This window comes from Dietzia sp. NPDC055877 (assembly GCF_053615975.1).
Map to the genome: position 1 here is coordinate 42144 of NZ_JBSHCV010000014.1, position 20923 is coordinate 63066.

Annotated in this window: 22 protein-coding genes; 7 read left to right on the top strand and 15 right to left on the bottom strand. The window is 71.9% G+C overall.

The window, feature by feature from the left end:
- Positions 1-176 precede the first annotated feature (176 nt).
- Entirely contained in the window at positions 177-1463 is a 1287-nt protein-coding gene (locus ACWGLC_RS13540; RefSeq protein WP_452100407.1) for a chloride channel protein, read from the top strand.
- 50 nt (positions 1464-1513) lie between these two features.
- Here the strand turns inward: ACWGLC_RS13540 and ACWGLC_RS13545 are convergent, their stop codons facing one another.
- The 7 genes from ACWGLC_RS13545 to ACWGLC_RS13575 all read right to left on the bottom strand — a co-directional run bounded on the left by ACWGLC_RS13545 (position 1514) and on the right by ACWGLC_RS13575 (position 6713).
- A complete protein-coding gene (locus ACWGLC_RS13545; RefSeq protein ID WP_230929945.1) occupies positions 1514-1831 on the bottom strand; it encodes an Rv3654c family TadE-like protein in 318 nt (105 codons plus the stop codon).
- 65 nt (positions 1832-1896) lie between these two features.
- Complete coding sequence (locus tag ACWGLC_RS13550) at positions 1897-2259, bottom strand: TadE family type IV pilus minor pilin (protein ID WP_344995125.1); 363 nt, start codon at positions 2257-2259, stop codon at positions 1897-1899.
- Between the two features lie 92 nt (positions 2260-2351).
- The gene (locus ACWGLC_RS13555) at positions 2352-2534 is read right to left on the bottom strand and encodes a DUF4244 domain-containing protein (protein WP_452100408.1); all 183 of its coding nucleotides are present in this window, start codon (positions 2532-2534) and stop codon (positions 2352-2354) included.
- Positions 2535-2808: 274 nt separating this feature from the next.
- Positions 2809-3510 carry a type II secretion system F family protein gene (locus ACWGLC_RS13560; protein WP_452100377.1) on the bottom strand — a complete coding sequence of 234 codons (702 nt, stop codon included), beginning with the start codon at positions 3508-3510 and terminating at the stop codon, positions 2809-2811.
- Entirely contained in the window at positions 3507-4397 is an 891-nt protein-coding gene (locus ACWGLC_RS13565) for a type II secretion system F family protein (RefSeq protein ID WP_452100378.1), read from the bottom strand. Before ACWGLC_RS13565 ends, ACWGLC_RS13560 begins: the two co-directional genes overlap by 4 nt.
- A complete protein-coding gene (locus tag ACWGLC_RS13570; RefSeq protein ID WP_452100379.1) occupies positions 4394-5578 on the bottom strand; it encodes a TadA family conjugal transfer-associated ATPase in 1185 nt (394 codons plus the stop codon). The genes ACWGLC_RS13565 and ACWGLC_RS13570 overlap by 4 nt, the downstream gene beginning before the upstream one ends.
- Positions 5565-6713, bottom strand: coding sequence for a chromosome partitioning protein (locus ACWGLC_RS13575; RefSeq protein ID WP_452100380.1), 1149 nt, complete (start codon positions 6711-6713; stop codon positions 5565-5567). The genes ACWGLC_RS13570 and ACWGLC_RS13575 overlap by 14 nt, the downstream gene beginning before the upstream one ends.
- 352 nt (positions 6714-7065) lie before the next feature.
- Between ACWGLC_RS13575 and ACWGLC_RS13580 the strand changes: the two genes are divergently transcribed.
- The gene (locus ACWGLC_RS13580; RefSeq protein ID WP_452100381.1) at positions 7066-7890 is read left to right on the top strand and encodes an HAD family hydrolase; all 825 of its coding nucleotides are present in this window, start codon (positions 7066-7068) and stop codon (positions 7888-7890) included.
- Positions 7891-8297: 407 nt separating this feature from the next.
- On the opposite strand, the gene ACWGLC_RS13585 is transcribed toward ACWGLC_RS13580, so the two are convergent.
- On the bottom strand, positions 8298-9056 hold the full coding sequence (locus tag ACWGLC_RS13585; protein ID WP_452100382.1) for an oxidoreductase: 759 nt from the start codon (positions 9054-9056) through the stop codon (positions 8298-8300).
- Between the two features lie 173 nt (positions 9057-9229).
- Between ACWGLC_RS13585 and ACWGLC_RS13590 the strand changes: the two genes are divergently transcribed.
- The 4 genes from ACWGLC_RS13590 to ACWGLC_RS13605 all read left to right on the top strand — a co-directional run bounded on the left by ACWGLC_RS13590 (position 9230) and on the right by ACWGLC_RS13605 (position 13881).
- A complete protein-coding gene (locus tag ACWGLC_RS13590; RefSeq protein ID WP_452100383.1) occupies positions 9230-10129 on the top strand; it encodes a PRC-barrel domain-containing protein in 900 nt (299 codons plus the stop codon).
- A 155-nt stretch (positions 10130-10284) separates the two neighbouring features.
- Complete coding sequence (acs, locus tag ACWGLC_RS13595; protein ID WP_452100384.1) at positions 10285-12255, top strand: acetate--CoA ligase; 1971 nt, start codon at positions 10285-10287, stop codon at positions 12253-12255.
- A gap of 104 nt (positions 12256-12359) precedes the next feature.
- Positions 12360-12875, top strand: a complete 516-nt coding sequence (locus tag ACWGLC_RS13600; RefSeq protein ID WP_452100385.1) for a phage holin family protein — start codon at positions 12360-12362, stop codon at positions 12873-12875.
- A gap of 196 nt (positions 12876-13071) precedes the next feature.
- Positions 13072-13881: an alpha/beta fold hydrolase gene (locus tag ACWGLC_RS13605; RefSeq protein WP_452100409.1), complete on the top strand. Its 810-nt coding sequence runs from the start codon at positions 13072-13074 to the stop codon at positions 13879-13881.
- A gap of 330 nt (positions 13882-14211) precedes the next feature.
- Here the strand turns inward: ACWGLC_RS13605 and ACWGLC_RS13610 are convergent, their stop codons facing one another.
- Genes ACWGLC_RS13610 through nth form a run of 4 tightly spaced genes read right to left on the bottom strand, consistent with a single transcriptional unit; the run spans position 14212 to position 17904 of the window.
- On the bottom strand, positions 14212-15408 hold the full coding sequence (locus ACWGLC_RS13610) for a MarP family serine protease (protein WP_452100386.1): 1197 nt from the start codon (positions 15406-15408) through the stop codon (positions 14212-14214).
- A complete protein-coding gene (locus ACWGLC_RS13615) occupies positions 15405-16526 on the bottom strand; it encodes an NUDIX hydrolase (protein WP_452100387.1) in 1122 nt (373 codons plus the stop codon). The genes ACWGLC_RS13610 and ACWGLC_RS13615 overlap by 4 nt, the downstream gene beginning before the upstream one ends.
- Complete coding sequence (locus ACWGLC_RS13620) at positions 16523-17212, bottom strand: TlpA family protein disulfide reductase (RefSeq protein ID WP_452100388.1); 690 nt, start codon at positions 17210-17212, stop codon at positions 16523-16525. The genes ACWGLC_RS13615 and ACWGLC_RS13620 overlap by 4 nt, the downstream gene beginning before the upstream one ends.
- Positions 17209-17904, bottom strand: a complete 696-nt coding sequence (nth, locus tag ACWGLC_RS13625) for an endonuclease III (protein ID WP_452100410.1) — start codon at positions 17902-17904, stop codon at positions 17209-17211. Before nth ends, ACWGLC_RS13620 begins: the two co-directional genes overlap by 4 nt.
- Before the next feature lie 506 nt (positions 17905-18410).
- On the opposite strand from nth, the gene ACWGLC_RS13630 reads away from it, so the two are divergent.
- A complete protein-coding gene (locus tag ACWGLC_RS13630) occupies positions 18411-19115 on the top strand; it encodes a Crp/Fnr family transcriptional regulator (protein ID WP_295653576.1) in 705 nt (234 codons plus the stop codon).
- A gap of 276 nt (positions 19116-19391) precedes the next feature.
- On the opposite strand, the gene ACWGLC_RS13635 is transcribed toward ACWGLC_RS13630, so the two are convergent.
- The 3 genes from ACWGLC_RS13635 to ACWGLC_RS13645 are packed head-to-tail and all read right to left on the bottom strand — an operon-like array spanning position 19392 to position 20907.
- The gene (locus tag ACWGLC_RS13635; protein WP_452100389.1) at positions 19392-20252 is read right to left on the bottom strand and encodes an MBL fold metallo-hydrolase; all 861 of its coding nucleotides are present in this window, start codon (positions 20250-20252) and stop codon (positions 19392-19394) included.
- Positions 20253-20257: 5 nt separating this feature from the next.
- A complete protein-coding gene (locus ACWGLC_RS13640) occupies positions 20258-20737 on the bottom strand; it encodes a RidA family protein (protein ID WP_452100390.1) in 480 nt (159 codons plus the stop codon).
- Complete coding sequence (locus ACWGLC_RS13645) at positions 20737-20907, bottom strand: DUF4177 domain-containing protein (protein WP_230929846.1); 171 nt, start codon at positions 20905-20907, stop codon at positions 20737-20739. Before ACWGLC_RS13645 ends, ACWGLC_RS13640 begins: the two co-directional genes overlap by 1 nt.
- Between the last annotated feature and the right edge of the window lie 16 nt (positions 20908-20923).

Sequence of the window (20923 nt, forward strand, 5' to 3'; positions counted from 1 at the left end):
GCGGCGACCCACCAGGAAAGACGACCGGAGTTCGCTGAAGGTCAACTGCGCGTCTCGCCGCGGACTCCCGTCGCCAGGCCTATGGTCAAGCTGTGTCCCCGACCCATATTGGCACCGGCAGCGGGGACGCCCGTGGAGACGAGACCCGCGAGAACAGCACCCGCATCCTTGTATGGATGACCCTGCTCGCCGTGCTCGCGGGTGTCCTCGCAGGGGCTGCTGGTGGTTCTTTCCGTTGGCTACTCGTTCAGGCCAACCAGTTCCGATTAGACGTCGTGACCTGGTCGCACGACCTCGGCGGGGCCGGATGGCTCATCCCGGTAGCGATGTCGGCGGCCGCTGCGGTGGTGGCCGGACTCATCGCCACGAAAGTCCCGCTCGCTGCGGGCAGTGGCATCCAGCATGTCGAGGCCGTCCAGAGGGGCGAGGCCGAGGCCGCGCCGCTCAGTGTCCTGCCCGCGCGCTTTGTCGGCGGGCTCCTCTCCATAGGGCTCGGTGGCATGGTGCTCGGCAGAGAAGGTCCGACCGTGCACATGGGCGCCACTATCGGGGCGTGGTGCGGAAGGACCGCCCGGGCCACCGTCGACGAGATCCAGACCATGCAGTCGGCGCTGGCGGGCGCCGGACTCGCCGTCGCGTTCAACGCCCCGATCGCCGGGACCCTGTTCTGTCTGGAGGAGATCACCCACAAGATCAGAGTTCGATACGTTGTGTGGACCATGGCGTCGGTGGCGGTCGCGGTGATGACCAGCCGACTTATCCTCGGCGACCGCGCGGACTTCCACGTACCGGCGATCGCGGAGCCCGCCTTCTCGAAGCTTCCGATCTTCGCGATCTTTGGCGTGGTCGTCGCACTCTTCGGAGTGCTATACAACCGTCTCATCCTCGTGCTCCTGGCCTGGTTCGACGACCTGCACCGCATTCCGCCGCTGCTCAAGATCGGTGTGATCGGAGCACTGATCGGTGTGGCCCTGACTGTCGACGCCACCCTCGTCGGCGGTGGCGACGACCTGACCCAGGCACTGTTGACCGGCCAGCAGTTGACCTTTGTCGGCGTTGCCGTGATCGTGGTGGTTCGCTTCATCGCCGGCCCGCTCTCCTATGCCGCCGGTACTCCGGGCGGATTGTTCGCGCCGATGCTCGCACTCGGTGCGCTGTTCGGACTGGTCGCAGGACACATCGTCGACCTGATCTCCCCCGGGGTGGGAACCGAACTCGCGCCGGCTCTCATGCTCGTCGGCATGGCCACGATGTTCACCTCTGTCGTGCGTGCGCCGTTGACCGGCGCGATCCTGGTGATGGAGATGTGTGCCTCGACCGCGGTCGCGGTTCCGCTGCTCGCCGCCAGCGTGACCGCGGTGATCGTTCCACAGTTGCTCGGCTCGCGTCCGGTCTACGACCTCCTCCGCGAGCGGATGCTCGCCGCTCGCATCTCCTTCCCTCCGGCGTCTTCCGAAAGCTGAGACCCCCCGGGCCTGCCGGCAACCCGCGACGTCGGTGAATCAGCCGGGAATCAGACCGGCCCGGCGCGGGCCACCGCCGACGCCGTCCGTGTTCCCAACAGCCCGAGGTCGACCGGCACTTCCACGCGCGTTACCACGTCATCACCGTCGATCGTGCACACCGCCAGTCCCGCCCCGTTGGCGACAGCAATTCCGGAGGCCACCCCACACGCGTCCTCGCCCTCTCGAAGGGCATGTGCTGCGGCGAGCGCGGCCAGGTCCGCGGCCGACCGGGCGGAATGCGCGGCCACCGCAGCCCGCCCGATCAGCAGCACCGCCACGGCCAGAGCCAGGATCGCCGCCACGGCGAACGCGGTGGCGACGGTCATGGCGCCCGTGTCGTCGTCGGCCCTCCCCCATCCCGACGGGCGCGGTCCCGGACGCAGGCGGGCCGTCACCCCGTCGCTCCGGGCTCGACGCGCGCGACCGCCCGGGCGCGGAGTTCCACACCCGGCAGTCCCCGCGCCGGCGCCACCACAACGGCGGTGACGTGGGTGCCGCCGGCTTCGACGGTGACGTCGGCCTCCGGAGCGGCGGCCCGACCGGCCGACCGGCCCGGCCCCGTGCCGGAGGTCGCGGCGACCCGCGCGGCCTCGCGGGCGGCATCGACCACCCGGAGCTGGGTCGCCGCCGCGCCGGCCCCCGCGGCGGCGACCGCCAGCACCGTGATCAGAGACGCGATACCCAGTGCCGCCTCGACCGTCACCGACCCGGAGTCCGCACCCGCGCGGCGCATCGCGGGGTCAGACCCGCTCACGTTTCCCCAGGAAGGTTCGGCGAAGGAGCCGGATCTTCGACCACTCGGCGCCGCAGAACTCCCGGCCGCCACGCGGAGCCGACGCGACACGGTCACACCGAGGTGTTGAGAGCCTGCTCGATGATCCCGCCGAGAGCGTCGGGGATCGAGTCGCCGCTGACCACCGTGTAGAGCACCGCGCCGAACGCCGCGGCGGCGATCGTCCCCACCGCGTACTCCACCGTGCTCATGCCCGCCTCGGCGCAGGTGGCGCCGGCGAACCGTCGTCGGAGCATCACGCGGGCCCGGGCCAGTCGCGAGCCGGTGATCACGGGATTCTGAGGGGCGGGCTCGGGATCGGGCTCGGTGTCGGGCCCGGGGTCGAGCGACGCATCTGTCGGCTCGCCCATAGCCGCGGGTTGGGCTTCGGCCGGGGGTTCGACGGGCGAGGCGGCCCCGGTGGCGGGCCGGTCAGCGATTCCGGTGGTGCAGTTGATGGTCATCAGCGTTCTCCTTCTTTCGTGACCGGGGCGGCGTCTCCGCCCCGGAATCCGTGGGGCCGGGTCGGGGTCATAACCCGATCCCCGGCAACATCCCGTCCGCCAGTCCCACCACGACGGGCAGGACTCCCAGGCAGACGAAGGCGGGCAGGAAGCACAGTCCGAGCGGGCCGGCCACCAGAACGGAGGCGCGCTCGGCCCGGGCCGTGGCGGCGGCGTCGGCCTCGGCTCGCATGCGGACGGCGGTGTGCTCCAGGGCGGCTTTCACCGATCCGCCTCCGTCGGTGGCGCGGACCAGTACGGACTGGAGCGGAGAGAGGTGCTCGACGCCCGGCACGTCGAGCCAGGCCTCCTCCGGAGTGGCGCCGAGCCGCAACCGGGCGCCGGCGGTGCGCAGCGGCGCCGCCACGTTCGGCCGGGTATCGCCGACGGCGTCGGCCACGGCGGCCAGCGCGTCGGGAGCGGGGAGCCCGGCGGTCAGGGCGGCGCGGAGGAGGTCCACGACCTGGGCGAGCACGTCCGGGTCGGGGCCGGCGCGCCCGCGCAGGAACCGGGCGGCCGGCAGCCTCAGCAGGGCGTGCGGCAGGACAGAGCCCGGGTCGTCCCCCGGCGCTTCCTCCCTTCGGCCGGGCCGATCACCGGCTCGGTGATCCACCGAGGGCGCTCCAGGGCGTCCGTCCGGCGGGCGCAGCCTGTCGAGTCTGCCGACGGCTGCCCCGCACCATGGCGCCACGCACACCGCGGTGGCGAGCAGCAGGAGCGCGAGCGTCATCGGGCCGCACCTCCCGCGATCCGGTCGGTCCACAGCAGGCCCGCGGACAGGAACATCGCGCCGGCCAGGCAGAGGGCCCCGCCGAGCAGTCCGTCAACCAGCACGCCGAGTGGGTCGGCGCCGAACCCGGAACCGAGTAATACCCCGAACAGCGGCAGGCAGGTGAGGATGACCGCGGTGGCCCGGGGGCCGGCGAGCGTGGCGTCGACCCTGAGAGCCCTCTCTCGCCGTGATGCGACATCAGCCCGCAGACCGTCCACGACGTCCGCCAGCACGACCCCGTGGCGGGTCGCCAGCAGCCAGGCCCCGGCCAGCTCCGCCGCGATCCGCTCGGCTATCGACCGCTGGTCATGGCCGCCGGGCGTGGGGTTCCCGCCGGTCGAACCACCGGCACCGTCGGCTCCCCCGACTCGAAACGCCGCCGACACCTCCCCGCCCAGGTCCGCGTGCGCGGAGGCCGCGGTGAGCACCGCTGCGACCTCCACATCCGCGGAGACAGCGGCCTCTGCGGCCCGGCGCAGCGCGGTCCCCGGTCCGGCTCCCGCCCGCAGCGCGGAGGACGCCTCGTCCAGGGCCCGCTCCCAGCCCCCGAACGCGGCGAGCTCTCCACGTCGCTGCCCGGCCCGCCGCCGGAGGTCGACTCCCGTGGCCGCGATGATCGCAGCAGCGCACGCGTGGAGCGGTCCTCCGACGAGCAGGGCCACGACCGCCGCCGCGGCGGGGACCACCACCGCCACCGGCAGGCGCTCGACAACGCGCCACAGCTCCGGCGCGCCCGGCACCGCCACCGAATCCGGATCAGCAGCAAGCCCACGGAGTCGCATCGTCGCCGCCCCGGCCGGCCAGACGAGCAACGCCGTCGCCAGCAGGAGCGCGCCGCCGATCACCGGCCGTGCTCCCCGAGCAGGGCGGCGAGCACCTCGCGGCCGGGCACGTCGCCGCCGTCGGCGCGCCAGGCCGGGTCCACCACGATTCCGTGCGACTCGCGGCGCACCACCCCGATCGAGTCGACACCCCGCCGCCCGTCGGGCCGCCGCCGCATCCCCACCACGACCCGCAATGACGCCGCGACCTGCGCGGACAACGCGGCGCGGTCCAGCCCGCCGAGCGCCCCCAGCGCCTCGAGCCGCGCCGGCAGCTCAGTGGGCGAGTTGGCGTGGACGGTGCCCGCACTGCCGTCGTGCCCGGTGTTGAGCGCGGCCAGCAGGTCCGCGACCTCGCCGCCGCGCACCTCCCCCACCGCGATCCGGTCGGGGCGCATCCGCAGCGCCTGCCGGACCAGGTCCGACATCGCCACCCCACCCGCGCCCTCGACATTGCCGTGCCGGACGACCATTCTCACCACATGTGGGTGCGCGGGCCGCAGCTCCGGGGAATCCTCCACGCACAGCAGACGCTCGCCCGCCGGGACCAGCCCGAGCAGCGCGGCCAGCATCGTCGTCTTCCCCGAGCCGGTGCCGCCCACCACCAGGTAACCGACGCGCGCGGCGACGAGCCCACGCAGCAGCGCCTCCGCCTCGGCGGGCACGGTCCCGGACGACACGAGCCGGTCGAACGTCGCCTCCGCCGGTCTCGACACCCGTAGAGAAAGACAGGTGCCGTCGACGGCCACCGGCGGCAGCACCGCGTGTAGACGCCAGGCGATCCCGTCCCGCGAGCGCACCACCCCGTCGGCCCAGGGCCGGGCGTCGTCGAGCCGCTGCCCCGCCCGCCCGGCCAACCGCACCGCAAGCGTCCGCAGCTCCGCCTCCGTCGGCACCACCACGTCGGTTTCCTCGAGCCCCCGTCCGCGGTCCACCAGCGCGGGGCCGGGCCCGTCGACCACCACGTCGGTGACGCCCGGCTGCGCCAGCAGCGCCTCGAGCGGTCCCGCACCGGCGAGGTGTTCGCGCACGAGCCGCGCGGTCCGCAGCAGGTCGAGGTGCCCGTGCAGCACCCCGGATTCGGCGCGGACGGCCCGCACCACCTCGTCCGGCTCCGGCTCCACCCCCAGCCCGGCCAGCCGCGCCCGCACCCGGTCCACGAGATCGACCGGCACCCCCGCGGCCTCGACGTCATCGGTGCGCATCCGGGCCCACCTCGTCGAGTAGGGCGTCCGCGAGCGTCCCGAGTCGCCGTACCCCGCCGGCCCGGCCCCGGTCCAGCGCGGCGATCAGCCCTCCCGACCCTGCCGCCCGTCGAACCCCGCGGATCTCCGGCAGCACATGCCACCGCGCCGCGCCCGCGTAGCCCGCCACGTCCGCCGCGTGAAGCGGGTCGCCGCGGCCGGTGCGCACGACCACGACAGCGTCGGACGCCCTGCGCACCGCCCTGCCGGCCGCCACCGCGCCCGGGAGATCGGCCCTGGTGACGACGACGACATCATCACCGACCCCCACAGGCGTGCCATCGCTCAGCACGCCCGCATCGCTCACGACCAGCCCACCGGCGTCCCGATGGGAGCGCATCGCCCCGGCTCCGCCATCGGGGGCAAGAGCCGTGACGGCCATCGCGTCGGCCGGGCGGGATCGCGCGAGCAACCCGAGCCCGGGTCGCGCTTTGGGGACGGCGGCCCACAGGGCTTCCGGGTCGGGGCCGCCGAGGTCCGCCCGCACGTCCTGCAGGCGCAGGCCTGGCTCATCCTCGACGCCCAGCAGCAGGTCGAGCCCGGTGCCGCACGGGTCCGTCTCGACCAGCAGCGTGCGCCGCCTCGGCGATGCCCGGATCGCGAGCGCTGCCGCCACGGTGCTGGTCCCACAGCCTCCGACCGCGCCGAGTACGACCAACCGACTCCCAGCCCGGCCCGTTACCGGCGTCATGAGGAGCGCGACCAGATCGCCGGTCCCGGACGGGAGCCGGATCACCTCGTGGCCGGTCTCGTCGTCGTCGACCCCGGCTCGGTCCGGTGCGACCCGCACGCGGCGCACCCCACCCTCCCCCGGCCCGGCCGGGCTGCCTGCCGGATCGGCTCCGGAGGCCCGGTCGTCCCCTCCTGCACGGTCGGTCACCACCAGGTCCACAGACGGGTCCTCGCCGGGTGCGACGTCCACGGCGAGAGCCGCCAGGATCGCCCGGACGTCGGCGTCAAGGTCCGGGTCGTCCACGGCCACCCCGACCCGGCGGGCCCTCGCAGCACCGACGTCCTGAGGGTGCCCGCCGTCGGCGTTCCATCCGGGACGGCCGACGTCGGCGGCGCGGCGGGTGGTACTCGCAGTCGTGTTCACGGGGCTCAGCGTGTCCCACGACCACGGCCGTGGACCCCGCCCGACCGGCCATTTCGCCGCCGCCTGTGGAGGGGGACGTGCCTGTGGAATGCCGCGGGCAGGCGGCCCGGGCCGACGCCCACATCGGCGCTGGCGGCCCCGCACGGACCAGCCGTGGCCGACAGGGTCAACGGGGGCGGATGGGGACTGATGGCCGAAATGCGAGAAACCGCGACAGGGGGATGTCGCGGTTTCTCAAAGTCTCAGTTCTCGGGGGGAGGGAACTGAGCACCTTGGGGGGATGCCCATGTTTCATGGGCGTGACCATTATCACTTACAGCCGAACGGGGCGCAAGGTCAGTATGGTTGGACCGTGTCCGCCCCCCGCCGTCCCGGCCCCAGGCCACCGCATCGTCGCCGCAGGGTCGCCGCCTTCTTCGACCTCGACAAGACGATCATCGCCACGTCGTCGGTGTTCGCCTTCAACAAGTCGTTTCTCGACGAGGGGATGCTGTCGCGGCGGTCCGTGATCGACCTGGCGTACACGCAGCTGGCGTTCAGCCTGTCGGATGCGGACGACGAACAGATGAAGAAGGTGCGCCAGGCGATGGCTACCGCCACCAAGGGCTGGGAACCGGCGACCGTCGAGCGGATCGTCACCGAAGGGCTCACCGACACCGTCTCGCCGACCGTCTACGCCGAGGCCCAGGAATTGCTCGCCGAGCACCGCGCGCTGGGGCATGACCTGGTGATCGTGTCGGCCTCCGGCGAGGAACTCATCGCCCCGATCGCCCGGATGCTCGGCGCGGACCACTACGCCGGCACGCGGATGTCCCGCGATGAGAACGGCCGGTACGGCGGCGAGATCGAGTTCTACTGCCAGGGGCCGGGCAAGGCGGTGGCGATCCGCGCCTTCGCCGAGCGCTACGGGTACGACCTCGACGCCTGCTACGCCTACTCGGACTCCTCCACCGACCTGCCGATGCTGGAGGAGGTCGGCCACCCGACGGCGATCAATCCCGACCGCGTGCTGCGGCGCGAGGCGCTGGAGCGCGGCTGGCCGATCCTGACGTTCTCCAACCCCACCCCGCTGCTGCCCACCCTTGAGCGCGCGACCGGCCCGATCATCGGCGCCGGAGCGATCGCGGTGGCGGTGGGAGCAGCGGCGGTGGCCTTCGCCCGCGCCACCCGGAACTGACCCGACGCCCGCATTTCGCCAAAGCACCAAACCGCCATCGTCCGCCGCCGAACCGCCTCGTGGCGATGGCCGGAACGGCCTACGAGCCCGCCGGATTGTTGTGGGTTCCTACCATCGCTACGGGCCCGGCCGGACCGGCATGCTCAAGGCACGGTGGTGAGAACGCCAGGACCGCGACGGAAGAGAAGTCACGGCCCCCCGCTCGATCTACCGTCATCGATATTCCGGAACCCACGCGACGGATGACGCCCGAGAGGCAACCCCGGCCGTGGGTCCGCGCCAGTCGTCACCGACGGTTGTCCCGGACCGGCCACACGGCGGACCACAGGACGCTTGGTACCCGGATCTCTCGATGGAACCGCAGTGAGTTGGCGGGCTGGCCTCCGGGCCGGCCCGCCATTCGCGTGTCAGGCGCCTGCGGCGTCGGCGATCGAGGTGGCCTCGCGGGCCCCGTTCTCCAGGGCACTACAGCAGTGGAGGATCCAGGTCGCGACGCCGTCCTCGGTGCCGCCGACGAATCCCTCCAGCGCCTCGCGGTGGGCCTGCGGATCCCGGTAGAAGGTCACCTCGGGAACGCCGAGGCAGTGCGGGTCCAGGCCCGTCGACACCACGACCAGACGGAATGCGGCGCGGGCCACGATCCCGTCGGCGGAACCGAACGGCCGCAGCCCCGACAGCTCACCGAGCACGACGGCGGCCAGGACCGGTGCGGGCACGCGGGTGCCTCCGGTGACGAGCTCGGCCAGCCCCTGCAGCCGCTCGGCGACCCCGGCGTCCGAACGCGGGCGTCCGAGGCTCTCGGGGACCACCCCGGTCCCGGAGGCCGCGAGAAGATGAAGGTGCGCGAGCTCCTGCAGCGGCGATCGCGTCCACACACCCACCGCCCGATCCAGGGACTCCCCGGTGAGCTCGCCGGCGACGCGCAGGGCGCCGGCCAGCACCTCGTCTGTTTCGGAGTCGGCATCCAACCGCACGGAGGCTCCCTCGACGCCCGCCGAGGCGCGGGCCCCGCGCAGCACGGATTCGGCGGCGGTGGTGGGCCACCCGCGTCGGTTCGCGGGGTGGCGGTGCACCGTGGCCAGTGCCGAGCGGGCGGCGTCTGCGGCCTCGGCCACGCCGGGCAACGCCACCAGCGGGGCGAGCGGATCGTCGGCAGAGGTGTTCACGGCATCGAGGTTACCGACCCGCCACCACCCGCGACATGGGGGTATCGCGCAGGCCAATCGCACGACACAGCCGATTATCAGCTGCCTCAACCGCTGTCGAGCTGGTGTAATCACGGCTACGACGCCGGCCCCGCCGGGACCCCGGCGCCCATCCCCCGACCCACGGAGGCCCCGTGAACCTCAAGGAACAGCTCGACGCCCTGCTCGACGCGACCGCCTTCGATTCCACCGGGACCAAGGTAGGCGCAGTGCGCCAGGTCTATGTGGACGATGCCAGCGGGAAGATCACCTTCGCGACCGTCTCCACCGGCATCTTCTCCGCCGACGCGATCGTACCGCTCCACGGCGCCCGCCTCCTCGACGACGAACTGCACCTCGATCACACCCGCAGCGTCATCCGGGATTCACCGCGCCCTGACAACACGGAGGACGCTCTCACCCCCGAGCAGGAACTCAAGCTCCTCGAGTACTACGGCATCGAGGCGCCGCATGGGAGCCGTCGCGAGTCCGAGCCGAAGCCCGGCGGCAAGCCCGGAGTCAAGGCCGGTGCCGACGCTGGAGGCAGGACCGACGCCAAGACCGACGCCACTGTCGACGCCAACAGCGCGGCCAAGGCCGAAGCCGGGGCCGACGCTGGCAAGACCGACGCCAAGGTCAGCGCGGCCAAGGCCGAAGCCGGGGCCGACGCTGGCAAGACCGACGTCCCCGAGCCGAAGTCCGGCGCCGAGAAGCCGAAGCCGGAGTCGAAGTCGCCCGCGAGCCCGGCCGCCGCCCCCAGGCCCGCCGGCAAGACGACGACCCCCGGGCCCGCCGGCCCTCGCAACGGTGTCTCCGAGCGTGGCGACGCCAGCAACGCCGCCGCCCGGCCCGACGCGAAGACCGCCGAGAAAGACGGGCCCGCCACCGCGCGAGAAGAGAAGGGGACGACGACAACGCCGCCGGCCTCCCCCTCCCCCGTGAAGACCCCCGGTTCCCCGGACCGCGCGACGGGCCCCCGCCCCGGATCCGCAGCCTCCGATTCCGCGCCTACCTCGCAGAACAGCGAGAAGGACGGCTCCGCAGAGCGCGACTGAACGCAGGGGGCGGGGCTCCCCCTTCCCTTCCCCCCGTCGGGTGGGTTACCGAACGTGCTGGCGTGGATGTGACTACGCTCACAGCCATCGGTCCGGTCGTTACCGCCGTGTCGACTCCGGCCGCCGTGAAATCCGTCCCCGAGAGAGAGCCTCTGATGACCGATCACGACCCCAATGAGACCTTCGCGCCTGATCCCGCGTTCGCCGCGCAGGCCAACGTCGGCGCCGACGAGTACGAGCGCGCGTCCGCCGATCGTCTGGCCTTCTGGGACGAGCAGGCGCGTCGACTGGACTGGGCTTCCGAGTGGAACGAGGTCCTTGACTGGACCGACGCCCCGGTGGCCAAGTGGTTCGTCGACGGCACCCTCAACGTCTCCTACAACTGCGTGGACCGCCACGTTGATGCCGGCAACGGCGACCGCGTCGCCATCCACTGGGTGGGCGAGCCCACCGAGGACTCCCGAGACATCACCTACGCCGAACTCAAGGACGAGGTGAGCCGCGCCGCCAACTACCTCAGCTCTCTCGGTCTGGTGGCCGGCGACCGCGTCGCGATCTACATGCCGCTACTGCCGGAGACCTACGTGGCGATGCTCGCCTGCGCTCGTCTCGGCCTGACCCACTCGGTGGTGTTCGCCGGATTCTCGTCCGCGGCTCTGCGCTCGCGTGTCGACGACGCGTCGGCGAAGGTGGTCATCACCGCGGACGGGCAGTTCCGCCGAGGCAAGCCCGCCCCGCTGAAGGCGGGCGTGGACGAAGCCCTGGGGGACTCGCTGCCCAGCGTCGACGGCCCGGCCGAGTCCGTGCAGAAGGTTCTCGTGGTCCGCCGCACCGGCATCGACGTGGACTGGAAGGACGAGCGGGACGTGTGGTGGGACGAGGTCGTCCCCGGCCAGTCCACAGCGCACACCCCGGAGGCCTTCGACTCCGAGCACCCGCTGTTCTTGCTGTACACCTCCGGCACCACCGGCAAGCCCAAGGGCATCGTGCACACCACGGGCGGCTACCTCACCCAGGCCTCGTACACCCATGACGTGGTGTTCGACCACAAGCCGGGCAAGGACGTCTACTGGTGCACCGCCGACGTCGGCTGGGTCACCGGCCACACCTACGGCGTCTACGGCCCGCTCTCGAACGGCGCGACCTGCATGGTCTACGAGGGCACGCCCAACTCCCCGAACGAGCACCGGCACTTCGAGATCATCGAGAAGTACGGCGTGACCATCTATTACTCGGCGCCGACCCTCATCCGGACGTTCATGAAGTGGGGTCGAGAGATCCCCCAGTCGCATGACCTGAGCTCGATCCGTCTCCTCGGCTCGGTAGGCGAGCCCATCAACCCGGAGGCGTGGCGTTGGTACCGCGAGCACGTCGGCGGCAACGCCGTCCCGATCGTGGACACCTGGTGGCAGACCGAGACCGGCGCCATCATGATCTCCCCGCTGCCGGGCGTCACCGAGACCAAGCCGGGCTCCGCTATGCGGGCACTGCCCGGGATCGACGTCTCCGTCGTCAACGGTGACGCCCAGGAGGTGCCGGCCGAGGAGCAGGGGTTCCTCGTGATCACCGAGCCGTGGCCGGCCATGCTGCGCGGCATCTGGGGCGACATGGAGCGGTACCGCGACACCTACTGGTCCCGCTTCGCCGAGGAGGGTTACTACTTCGCCGGTGACGGCGCCAAGTGGGATGCCGACGGCGCGCTGTGGGTCCTGGGTCGTGTCGACGACGTCATGAACATCTCCGGCCACCGGATCTCGACCTCCGAGGTCGAGTCGGCTCTCGTCGGCCACGACTCCGTCGCCGAGGCCGCTGTCGTCGGCGCCGACGACGAGACCACCGGCCAGGCGATCGTCGCGTACGTGATCCTGCGCGAGAGCGCCGTGGACAACCACGACCAGCACCGCGCACTGATCGACGAGCTGCGCGCCCGGGTCTCCACCGAGATCTCCCCGATCGCCAAGCCCCGGGACATCACGATCGTGCCCGAGCTGCCCAAGACCCGGTCGGGCAAGATCATGCGTCGTCTGCTCAAGGACATGGCCGAGGGACGCGACGGCGGCGACACGTCCACTCTCTCTGATCCCACGATCATGGAGCAGATCCGGACGAAGGGCACGCGCGGCTGACGGGTAGCGCGTGAAGGCAGCCACATGTCGTGGCACGATGGACGGCGGTACACCGGCCGACCGAGAAGACGGTGTATCCGTCGCCGGACAATGGAGGAACAACCGTGAGCCACGCCCAGGGAACCCACAAGCCGACCGAGGCCTCGATCCCCCTGCACGACGCCGACTCGATCGGCCGTGGCGACGCCAGCATCGGCACCTTGGTCAAGAACGCTTCGACGCACGTGTCCACGCTGATGCGCGCCGAGATCGAGCTCGCCAAGACGGAGGTCACCGAGCAGGTCAAGAAGGCCGCCACCGGCTCCGGCTTCTTCGTGGCCGCGCTGGTGCTGCTGCTCACCTCGTTCTTCCCGTTCGTGTTCATGTGGGCCAAGCTCATCTCGATGTGGTTCGGCACCAAGACCTGGGACTGGATGGGCTTCCTCATCGTGTTCGTGGTCCTGCTGCTCCTGGCCGGCCTCTTCGCGTTCCTCGGCTACCTCAAGATCAAGAAGATCCGTAAGCCGCAGCGCACGATCGACTCGGTCAACGACCTCAAGCTGGCGATGCCCACCGGCGGCGACCCCAAGCCCGGCACCGTGCGGGTCACCGAGACGCCCGAGCCGTCCGCGCGTCGCTGAACTCAGTAGTAGCTGACACGCTGAATCCGGCACGACTCTGAAACCCCCCGCGCACAGGCCGCCCGACCCGTCGATCGTCAGGATCGACGGGTCGTGGCGGCATCGTGATGTCTCGGCCAACGGCATCCGCCTGCACCTCGCCGAGGCGTTCCCGGAGAACACCCCGCCGGGCGAGCTCCCGCCCCTGGCGCTACTGATCCACGGGCTCAGCGGTATCTGGTGGACCATGCGTTCGCCCCTGCTCGCCCTGGCCGAGGCCGGTTTTCACGCCGTCGCCGTAGATCTCCGGGGCCACGGCGACTCCGACAAACCGCCCCGCGGCTACGACGCCTGGACCCTGGCGTCCGACATCACGAACCTCGTGCGTGCGCTCGGCCATTCCTCCGCAGTCATCGTCGGCCAGGGCGAGGGTGGATTCGTGGCGTGGACCGCCGCCTATCGACGGCCACGCGCGGTGAGGGGCCTCGTCGTCGTCGGATCTCCCCACCCACTGGCCATGCGCACCGCGGCGCTACGCGATCACGGGCAACGGCGCGCACTCGTGCCCCGCCTGCTGTCCGACCAGGCGCCGCGGTTGCCCGAGCGGCGGCTGACGCGTGACGGGGCGGCCGCCGTCGAGGAGATGCTGCGCAGCCGCTCGGGGCCCGACTGGCCCGAGACCGAGGACTTCCGCGAGTCCGCGGACCTGCTGCGGCGCGCGATGCTCATCCCCAAGGTGGCCCACCTATCGCTGGAGAGCCGGCGCTGGATGGTGCGGAGCCAGTTCCGTCCCGACGGCCGCGATTTCCGCCACACCGTCGCGGGCGTGCTCGACCAGCCGGTGCTGGGGATCAGCGGCGCGGAGGACAGGTTCGTCCTGCCGGAGACCGTCCGGGCGTCGGCGCCGTGGGCCCGCGATTTCCGGTCCGCCGAGGTGCCCGGCGCCGGCCACTACCCGGCGATGGAGGCCCCCGCGGAGACGTCGCGCCTGATCGTGGACTTCGCCCGCAGCGTCACCGACCCCTGACCGTCCGGCCGGCCGGCTCCACGGGCGCCCGCACCAACCCACAGCCGCCCAATCCACGACCGTCCAACCCACAACCGCCCGATCCCCGCAGTTGCAAGACATCCCTTCGCGATTGCCTGACAGAACGTGCGAAAACCCCCGTCGAACCGCACCAGAAGTCTTGCAACCGCGAAGGGATGTCGTGCAACTGCCGCTTAGCGCCACTGGGTGCTGGGTGCAACTGGATGTTGGACGTCACCGGCGGCTGCGCACCACAGGGCACCACTGGGTGCCACCGGGGGCCTGGCGTGCGCGCCGGGCCAACTGTCAGGCCAACCGCCACGCCAACCGTCAGGCCGCGCCCACGCAGGAGCCGGTCGGCACGGGACCCGGGGCCTCCAGCGCCTCCATGAGCTGCGGCAACACCTGCTCGACGGTGAGCGCGTAGCCGGTGTCGTCGGCATCCATCGCCGCGCCGAACACCACGCCCGCGACCTCGCCCTCCGGCGTGACCAGCGGGCCGCCGGAGTTGCCCTCGCGCACGGTGCCCCGCAGGATGTACACCTCGCGCTCGACGGTCTGCTGGCGGTAGATGTCCGGCCCGCGCAGGGTCACGCGCTCGCGGATACGCGCGGCGTCGGGGCGGTACGGACCGTTTCCGGGATAGCCCAGCACGATCGCGTTGTCCCCGGTCCGGGCGCGCTCCGCGGCGAACGGCAGCACCGGCGCCGACAGCTCGGGAACCCTCAGCACGGCCACGTCCACGCCGGGGTCGAAGACCACGACCTCGGCGGGCAGGTCGCGCCCATCAGACTGCACGGTCACCCGGTCCGTGCCCGCCACGACGTGCGCGTTGGTCATGACCAGGCCCGGCGCCGCCACGAAGCCCGAGCCCTCCAGCGCGCGGCTGCACGATTCGGCGCGCCCGAGGATCTTCAGCACCGACGGCTCGACCCGGTTGACGACCTCGGAGGACGAGAGCACCGGGTCCGGCGGCTCCACCTCCTGCAACGGGGTCGTCCCGAACGGCCCGAGGATGTCCGGCAGGCCGGTGGTGCCGAGAACCGAGGTGAACTCCGCCGGGATCCGCTGCAACTGCTCGGGCGCGATGTCGTCGACCTTCGCCAGCACCGACGACCCTCGGACGGCCTTGCCCAGCGAGGTGCCCTCCTGCGCGGCGACGGGCACGGCGACGAGCCACGCCACCAGCAGCATCGCGGCGGCCTGGAACACCGCGCCCACCGTCGAGTCGATGAGTCTGGCCCCGGTGCCCGAGAGGTATCTCCTGGCCGCCCGCCCGATGGTGACGCCGGCGATCTGACCGATGATCACCATCACCGCGATGACCGCCAGCCCGGCCGACAGCCTGCCGAGTGGCGAGTCGATCTCACGGACGAGATGGGGCGCGACCAGCAGTCCGGATGTAGCGCCGATGCCCACGCCCAGCAGCGCGAAACCCGAGGCCGCGGCGCCGTTGATCCAGCCCGAGATGGCCGCTGCCGCGGCGAGCGCGAACAGGGCCAGATCGAGCCACTGGGACCCCGTCACCGGTACCCCCGGCGCGGGTTGTCGGCGGGCAGGTCCAGCGGCTCCTCGCCGGGGGGAGCCTCCGCGGCGGAGCCGCCGGGGCCGGGGGCCTCGGAGTCAGAGGTGCCGGGGGCGGAGCCGTCGGTACAAGAGGGATCGGCGTCAGCAGCCGCACCGGTGTCCGTGGCGCCGGCGACCGCGTCGTCGTCGTCATGCCCCGAGCGCACGCCGGGCACTCCGGCGACGGTGCGGTCGGCCAACGGATCGGCGTGCTCGCGGCGGGCCTCCTCGGCCGACATGCGGTGCCGCTCCCCGTTTCCGGACGCCTCGAGGGTCTTCTCGAGGTCGCGGATGTCGCTGGTGTCCCAGTCCAGATCCCAGCCGGCCGAGTGGAACATGGCGGCGAGGATGCCCGCGGTGAAGCCCCACACCACCAGGTCGTCGTGTCCGAACGCCGGGCCGGTCCAGCCGGTGGTGTGCCGCAGGAGGAACCGGTTGGCGGGGTCGAGCAGCTCGTCGACGGGGACGGTCATCACCCGCGACGTCTCGCCCGGGTCCACCACGTCGACCTCCATCGGGTCCCGCCAGTAGCCGATCACGGGCGCGACCGAGTAGTTGGAGACCGGGATGTAGAGCTCGGGCAGCACCGCGAGCACGTCCACGCCGTCCGGGTCGAGGCCGGTCTCCTCCCACGACTCGCGCAGGGCCGCCTCGACGGGCCCGCTGTCGGTGTCGTCGACGCCCCCTCCGGGGAACGACACCTGCCCGGAGTGGCTGCGCAGCGTGGGCGCGCGGTGGGTGAGCAGGACGCGGGCGTCGCGCGGCGGGCGCGGCCCGGCCGCGTCCGGGGATCCGGAGAACAGCACGAGCACGGCCGCGTCGCGGTGCGGACGGCCGACCTCGCCTGCGCCGCGGTCCTCGGGCGGGCGCCGCTTGGGCAGCAGTCCGTCGAAACTGCCGTCGGTGCACGCCGCCAGCAGCGGGTCCATCCACCCGGGGTGCGGGACGCCGGTGATGTCCCCGGGCCGGGGCACGGGGCCGTCGGTGGTGCGGGGCGTCCACACGGCGGGCGCGTCGGCGCGGGGCGTGGAGCCGATGTTCTCGGCGGGCGCGGACCCGCCCCGGGGATCGGCGGTCACACCGTCACCCCGAGGTGCTCGGAGACGGCGTCCAGCACGTCCTGCTCGCTGTACATCGGCTGGATGAGCACGTGCGCCACGGTGCCGTCGGCGCGCACGAAGACGGTCAGCGGAAGCACGGGCGGCGCACCGAGGATTCCGGGCAGCTCCTCCTCCTGGTCGGAGACGGAGATCATCTGATCGATCCCCAGCGCGCCGAGCGTGTCGAAGCCCTTGGTCTCGGACGGGTCGGTGTGGGAGACGACCACCCGCACCCGGTCGCCGAGCGTGTCGGCGGCCTCCTGGATGGCGGGCAGCTCGCGGCGGCACGGCTCGCACCAGTAGGCCCACATGTTGATCACCATCGGCGTGCCGGCCTGGATCTTGCCCAGCGTGGTGGTGGAACCGTCGTCCATGCAGCGCACCATGAGGCCTGCGACGGGGCCCTCCGTGGTGGCCGCGGCAGCGCTGTCGCGGCACTCGGGGAGGTCGACGGCGGCGCGTGCCTCGGGGTCCACGACCGTGACGGGCTCATCCGGCGAGGGGCCGCCGACGGGCGGCGCGGCCTGGGGAGACAGGGCGGGGGTGTCGTTCCCGGCCTGGGCGGTGGTGTCGTCCTCGGAGCCACCCAGGGTGGTGAGAAGGGCGACGACGACGCCGACCAGCACCACGAACGCGACGATCGTCCACCGAATCGAGGCGGTCATACCTGATCTCCCAGTCCGACCAACTCCAGAAGGTGGTCTCGTTCGGGCCCGGCCACGAGGCGGGCTGCGGCCACCGGATCGAGCGGGCCGGCCTCGCCCGCGGACGGGCAGTCGTCGGCCAGGACGCACGCCCCGCACGCGGCGGTACGGGCGTGGCACACGCGGCGGCCGTGGAAGATGATCCGGTGACTGGCATCAGTCCAGGTCGGGCGTGGCAGCAGCGTGGCCACCTCACGCTCGATGCGCACCGGGTCGGTCGCCTCCGTCCACTTCCACCGGGCCACCAGTCGCATGAAGTGCGTGTCGACGGTGATGCCCGGGACGCCGAAGGCGTTGCCGAGGACCACGTTGGCGGTCTTCCGGCCGAAACCCGGGAGGGTGACCAGGTCCTCGAGCCGCTGCGGCACCTCGCCGTCGTACTTCTCCACCAGGGCCGCGCCGAGGCCCTGGATGCTCCGCGCCTTGTTCCGGTAGAAGCCCGTGGGGCGGATGAGTGACTCGAGCTCCTCCCGGTCCGAGCCCGCGTAGTCGGCGGCGGTCCGGTAGCGCTTGAACAGCGCCGGGGTGACCTCGTTGACCCTCTTGTCAGTGCACTGGGCCGACAGGATGGTGGCCACGCTCAGCTCGAGCGGGTCCGTGAAATCGAGCTCGCAGTACACGTGCGGGAACGCGGTCTCGAGTGTGCGGAGCATGCGTCTGGCGCGGCGGGTGCGCCCGAGGTCGGTTTCCACCCCCCTCGCGGCAACCCCTCGCCTGCGACGCTTCGGGGAAGCGGGAGCGGGGTCGGGCATGAGTCCACATTACGGCTAGTCAGGTCCCCGGCGAGCAGCCGCTCCGACGAGTTCGGCCACCGAGCCGCGCGCGCCGCTGTGATGAGACCTCCCCGTCAGGCCGGACGGCCGAGGTGCTGATGATTCGGCGCACCCGGGCAGCGGAGGTGGGGCCGGGGGTGGATAATCAGACCCATGCAGGGAATCCTCGTCGTTCTGGTTCCGGTCCTCCTGGCCGGCTTCGCGCTCCTCATGGACAGGTTCGAGTCAGCGATCCTCGCCGAACCCGAACAGATCGAGGCCTGACTGCCGCAGTTCGACCGCGCGTTGGTCACACCAGCGGGGCATGAACGACTACAGTGGTTTTCGCCACACGCACGCCATGGCGCGGATCAGCATGTCCGCGCCCGAACGGAGGGTCACAGACTGTGACGATTGATCGCCGCACGGACCAGTCTGCCGACGACGTCCTCACCCGGGCAGGTATTTTCCAAGGTGTCGAACCCGCAGCGGTGTCCGCCCTACGTGACGACCTGACGCGCGAGGAATACTCGAAGGGTGACGTGATCATCCGCGAGGGCGAGCAGGGCGACAGCCTGTACATCGTCACCTCCGGCAAGGTGAAACTCTCCCGCAAGGCGCCGGACGGCCGCGAGAACCTGCTGTCCATCCTGGGCCCGTCCGACATGTTCGGCGAGCTCTCCATCTTCGACCCGGGCCCGCGCACCTCGTCGGCCGTGTGTGTCACCGACGTGACCGTGCAGGCCATGGACCGGTCCGCGCTCAAGCGCTGGATCGCCGAGCGGCCCGAGATCTCCGACCAGCTGCTGCGGGTGCTCGCACGTCGTCTGCGCCGCACGAACAACAACCTGGCGGACCTGATCTTCACCGACGTCCCCGGCCGCGTGGCCAAGGCGCTGCTGCAGCTCGCCCAGCGGTTCGGCACGCAGGAGGGCGGCAACATCCGCGTGACGCACGACCTCACGCAGGAGGAGATCGCCCAGCTGGTCGGCGCCTCGCGCGAGACCGTGAACAAGGCCCTGGCCGAGTTCGCACACCGCGGCTGGCTGCGGCTCGAGGGCAAGAGCGTCATCATCTCGGACACCGAGCGTCTGGCCCGCCGCGCCCGCTGACCCGCACCCCGCCCGCCGGGGCCTTGGCCGCCGCAGCCCACGGGCCCCGGCCTCCGCGCCGCCACCAACCCGTCGACCCGTCGAGAAGAGGGTTCCGCACACATCGCCCGAGAGGCAGGTGCGCGGAACCCTCTTCTCGTTGAGTCGGACGGCCACTCGCGCACTTCAGTCGCGCTCTCGACTACTCGCCGTCGAAGGGGCGCAGATCTCGCTCGCGCCGCGCCGCGTCCAGGGAAACGTGAAGCGGTGCGGCCACTCGGCGGGGTGGCGCGGGGGTCAGGCGCCGGCGTCGGAGTCGAGGCGGTCGAGGTAGCGCAGCGCCACCTTGGTCGACTGCTCGGCCACCTTGAGCAGGAAGGGCGTCACGTCGCGGTAGATGTGCTGCGTGATCGCGGTGGCGTCGGCATCGCGGCCCAGCTCGGCGCGGGCGGCGATGATCTGCTCGAGCCGATCCCGCCTGTGCTGCCCGAGCACCTGGGCGGCGCGGCCGGTGTCCTCGACGTCCGGTCCGTGCCCGGGGATTCCGGTCACCCCGGCGGCCCGCCCGGCCAGCAGGTCCATGCTGCCCAGGTAGTCGCCGAGGTCGCCGTCGGTCGAGTCGAGCACCGTCGAATCCCGGCCCAGGATCGTGTCGCCGAGGACCACGCAGTCGGCCGGCGCGGTGAACCCGGTACCTGCGGCCCGGACTTCGAGACTCACCGAGTCCGCGGTGTGGCCCGGGGTCGCCAGCACGATGATGTCCAGGCCGGCAGCGTGAATCACCTCGTCGTCGTCCCCACCACCCGGCACCAACGGTGCCGCATCGCGGCAGAAGCGCTCCTGCACGGCCCGCACGGGGGCGTCGGTGAACGCGCGAAGGTGGTCGATGCCGTCGGTGTGGTCGCCGTGGCGATGGGTGACGACGACGAGCTCGATCTCCCCCACGATCGCCGCGATCCGCTCGGCGTGCGCGCGGTCGTCGGGCCCCGGGTCCACCACCACACAGGTCGGCGACCCGGGCGCCCGCAGGACGACCGTGTTGGTCCCCTCGAACGTCATCTCGGAGGGGTTGTCGCAGAGGATGACCCCGGACAGCTCCGTGACGGGGCGCAGCGTCTCGTACGCCGGAAAACTGATGGGGGCCAGTCCTGCAGACATCTGATCTATCCCTCGACCTCGATGATGAGCTCGACCTCGACCGGCGCGTCGAGCGGGAGCTCCGAGACGCCGACGGCCGAACGGGCGTGGACGCCCGAGTCGCCGAAGATCTCACCCAGCACGTCCGAGGCGCCGTTGAGCACGGCCGGCTGGCCGTTGAAGCCCGGCGCGGAGGCGACAAATCCAACGACCTTGACGATCCGCACCACGCAGTCGATGCCGACGAGACCGTCGACCGCGGCGAGCGCGTTGAGCGCGCAGGTGCGAGCCAGGTCCGTGGCCTGCTCGGGCGACACCGCGGCACCGACCTTGCCGGTCGCGGCGAGCGCGCCGTCGACCATCGGCAGCTGGCCGGAGGTGTAGACGAAGTTGCCGACCCGCGTGGCGGGGACGTAGTTGGCGACCGGCGGCACGACCGTCGGCAGCTCCAGCCCCATCTGCTCCAGCTTGCGGGTCCAGTAACCGGCGGACTCGGTCTCGGGCATCAGAGCTGACGCTTCATGTAGGCGACATGCTGTTCGCCCGTGGGGCCGGGCAGCACGGAGACCAGCTCCCAGCCGTCGCCTCCCCACTGATCGAGGATCTGCTTGGTGGCGTGCGTCAGCAGGGGAACCGTCACGTACTCGAACCGGGGGGCACTGGTGGCTTCGCTCATGCCCCCACTCTAGGGA

What these genes read in the sequence shown, in the direction of transcription:
- ACWGLC_RS13635 (WP_452100389.1), bottom strand. Translation starts at nt 20,252, where the DNA reads ATGTCTGCAGGACTGGCCCCCATCAGTTTTCCGGCGTACGAGACGCTG.
- ACWGLC_RS13540 (WP_452100407.1), top strand. Translation starts at nt 177, where the DNA reads ATGACCCTGCTCGCCGTGCTCGCGGGTGTCCTCGCAGGGGCTGCTGGT.
- nth (WP_452100410.1), bottom strand. Translation starts at nt 17,904, where the DNA reads ATGCTCCGCACACTCGAGACCGCGTTCCCGCACGTGTACTGCGAGCTC.
- ACWGLC_RS13545 (WP_230929945.1), bottom strand. Translation starts at nt 1,831, where the DNA reads ATGACCGTCGCCACCGCGTTCGCCGTGGCGGCGATCCTGGCTCTGGCC.
- ACWGLC_RS13640 (WP_452100390.1), bottom strand. Translation starts at nt 20,737, where the DNA reads ATGCCCGAGACCGAGTCCGCCGGTTACTGGACCCGCAAGCTGGAGCAG.
- ACWGLC_RS13620 (WP_452100388.1), bottom strand. Translation starts at nt 17,212, where the DNA reads ATGACCGCCTCGATTCGGTGGACGATCGTCGCGTTCGTGGTGCTGGTC.
- ACWGLC_RS13560 (WP_452100377.1), bottom strand. Translation starts at nt 3,510, where the DNA reads ATGACGCTCGCGCTCCTGCTGCTCGCCACCGCGGTGTGCGTGGCGCCA.
- acs (WP_452100384.1), top strand. Translation starts at nt 10,285, where the DNA reads ATGACCGATCACGACCCCAATGAGACCTTCGCGCCTGATCCCGCGTTC.
- ACWGLC_RS13645 (WP_230929846.1), bottom strand. Translation starts at nt 20,907, where the DNA reads ATGAGCGAAGCCACCAGTGCCCCCCGGTTCGAGTACGTGACGGTTCCC.
- ACWGLC_RS13570 (WP_452100379.1), bottom strand. Translation starts at nt 5,578, where the DNA reads ATGCGCACCGATGACGTCGAGGCCGCGGGGGTGCCGGTCGATCTCGTG.
- ACWGLC_RS13555 (WP_452100408.1), bottom strand. Translation starts at nt 2,534, where the DNA reads ATGCTCCGACGACGGTTCGCCGGCGCCACCTGCGCCGAGGCGGGCATG.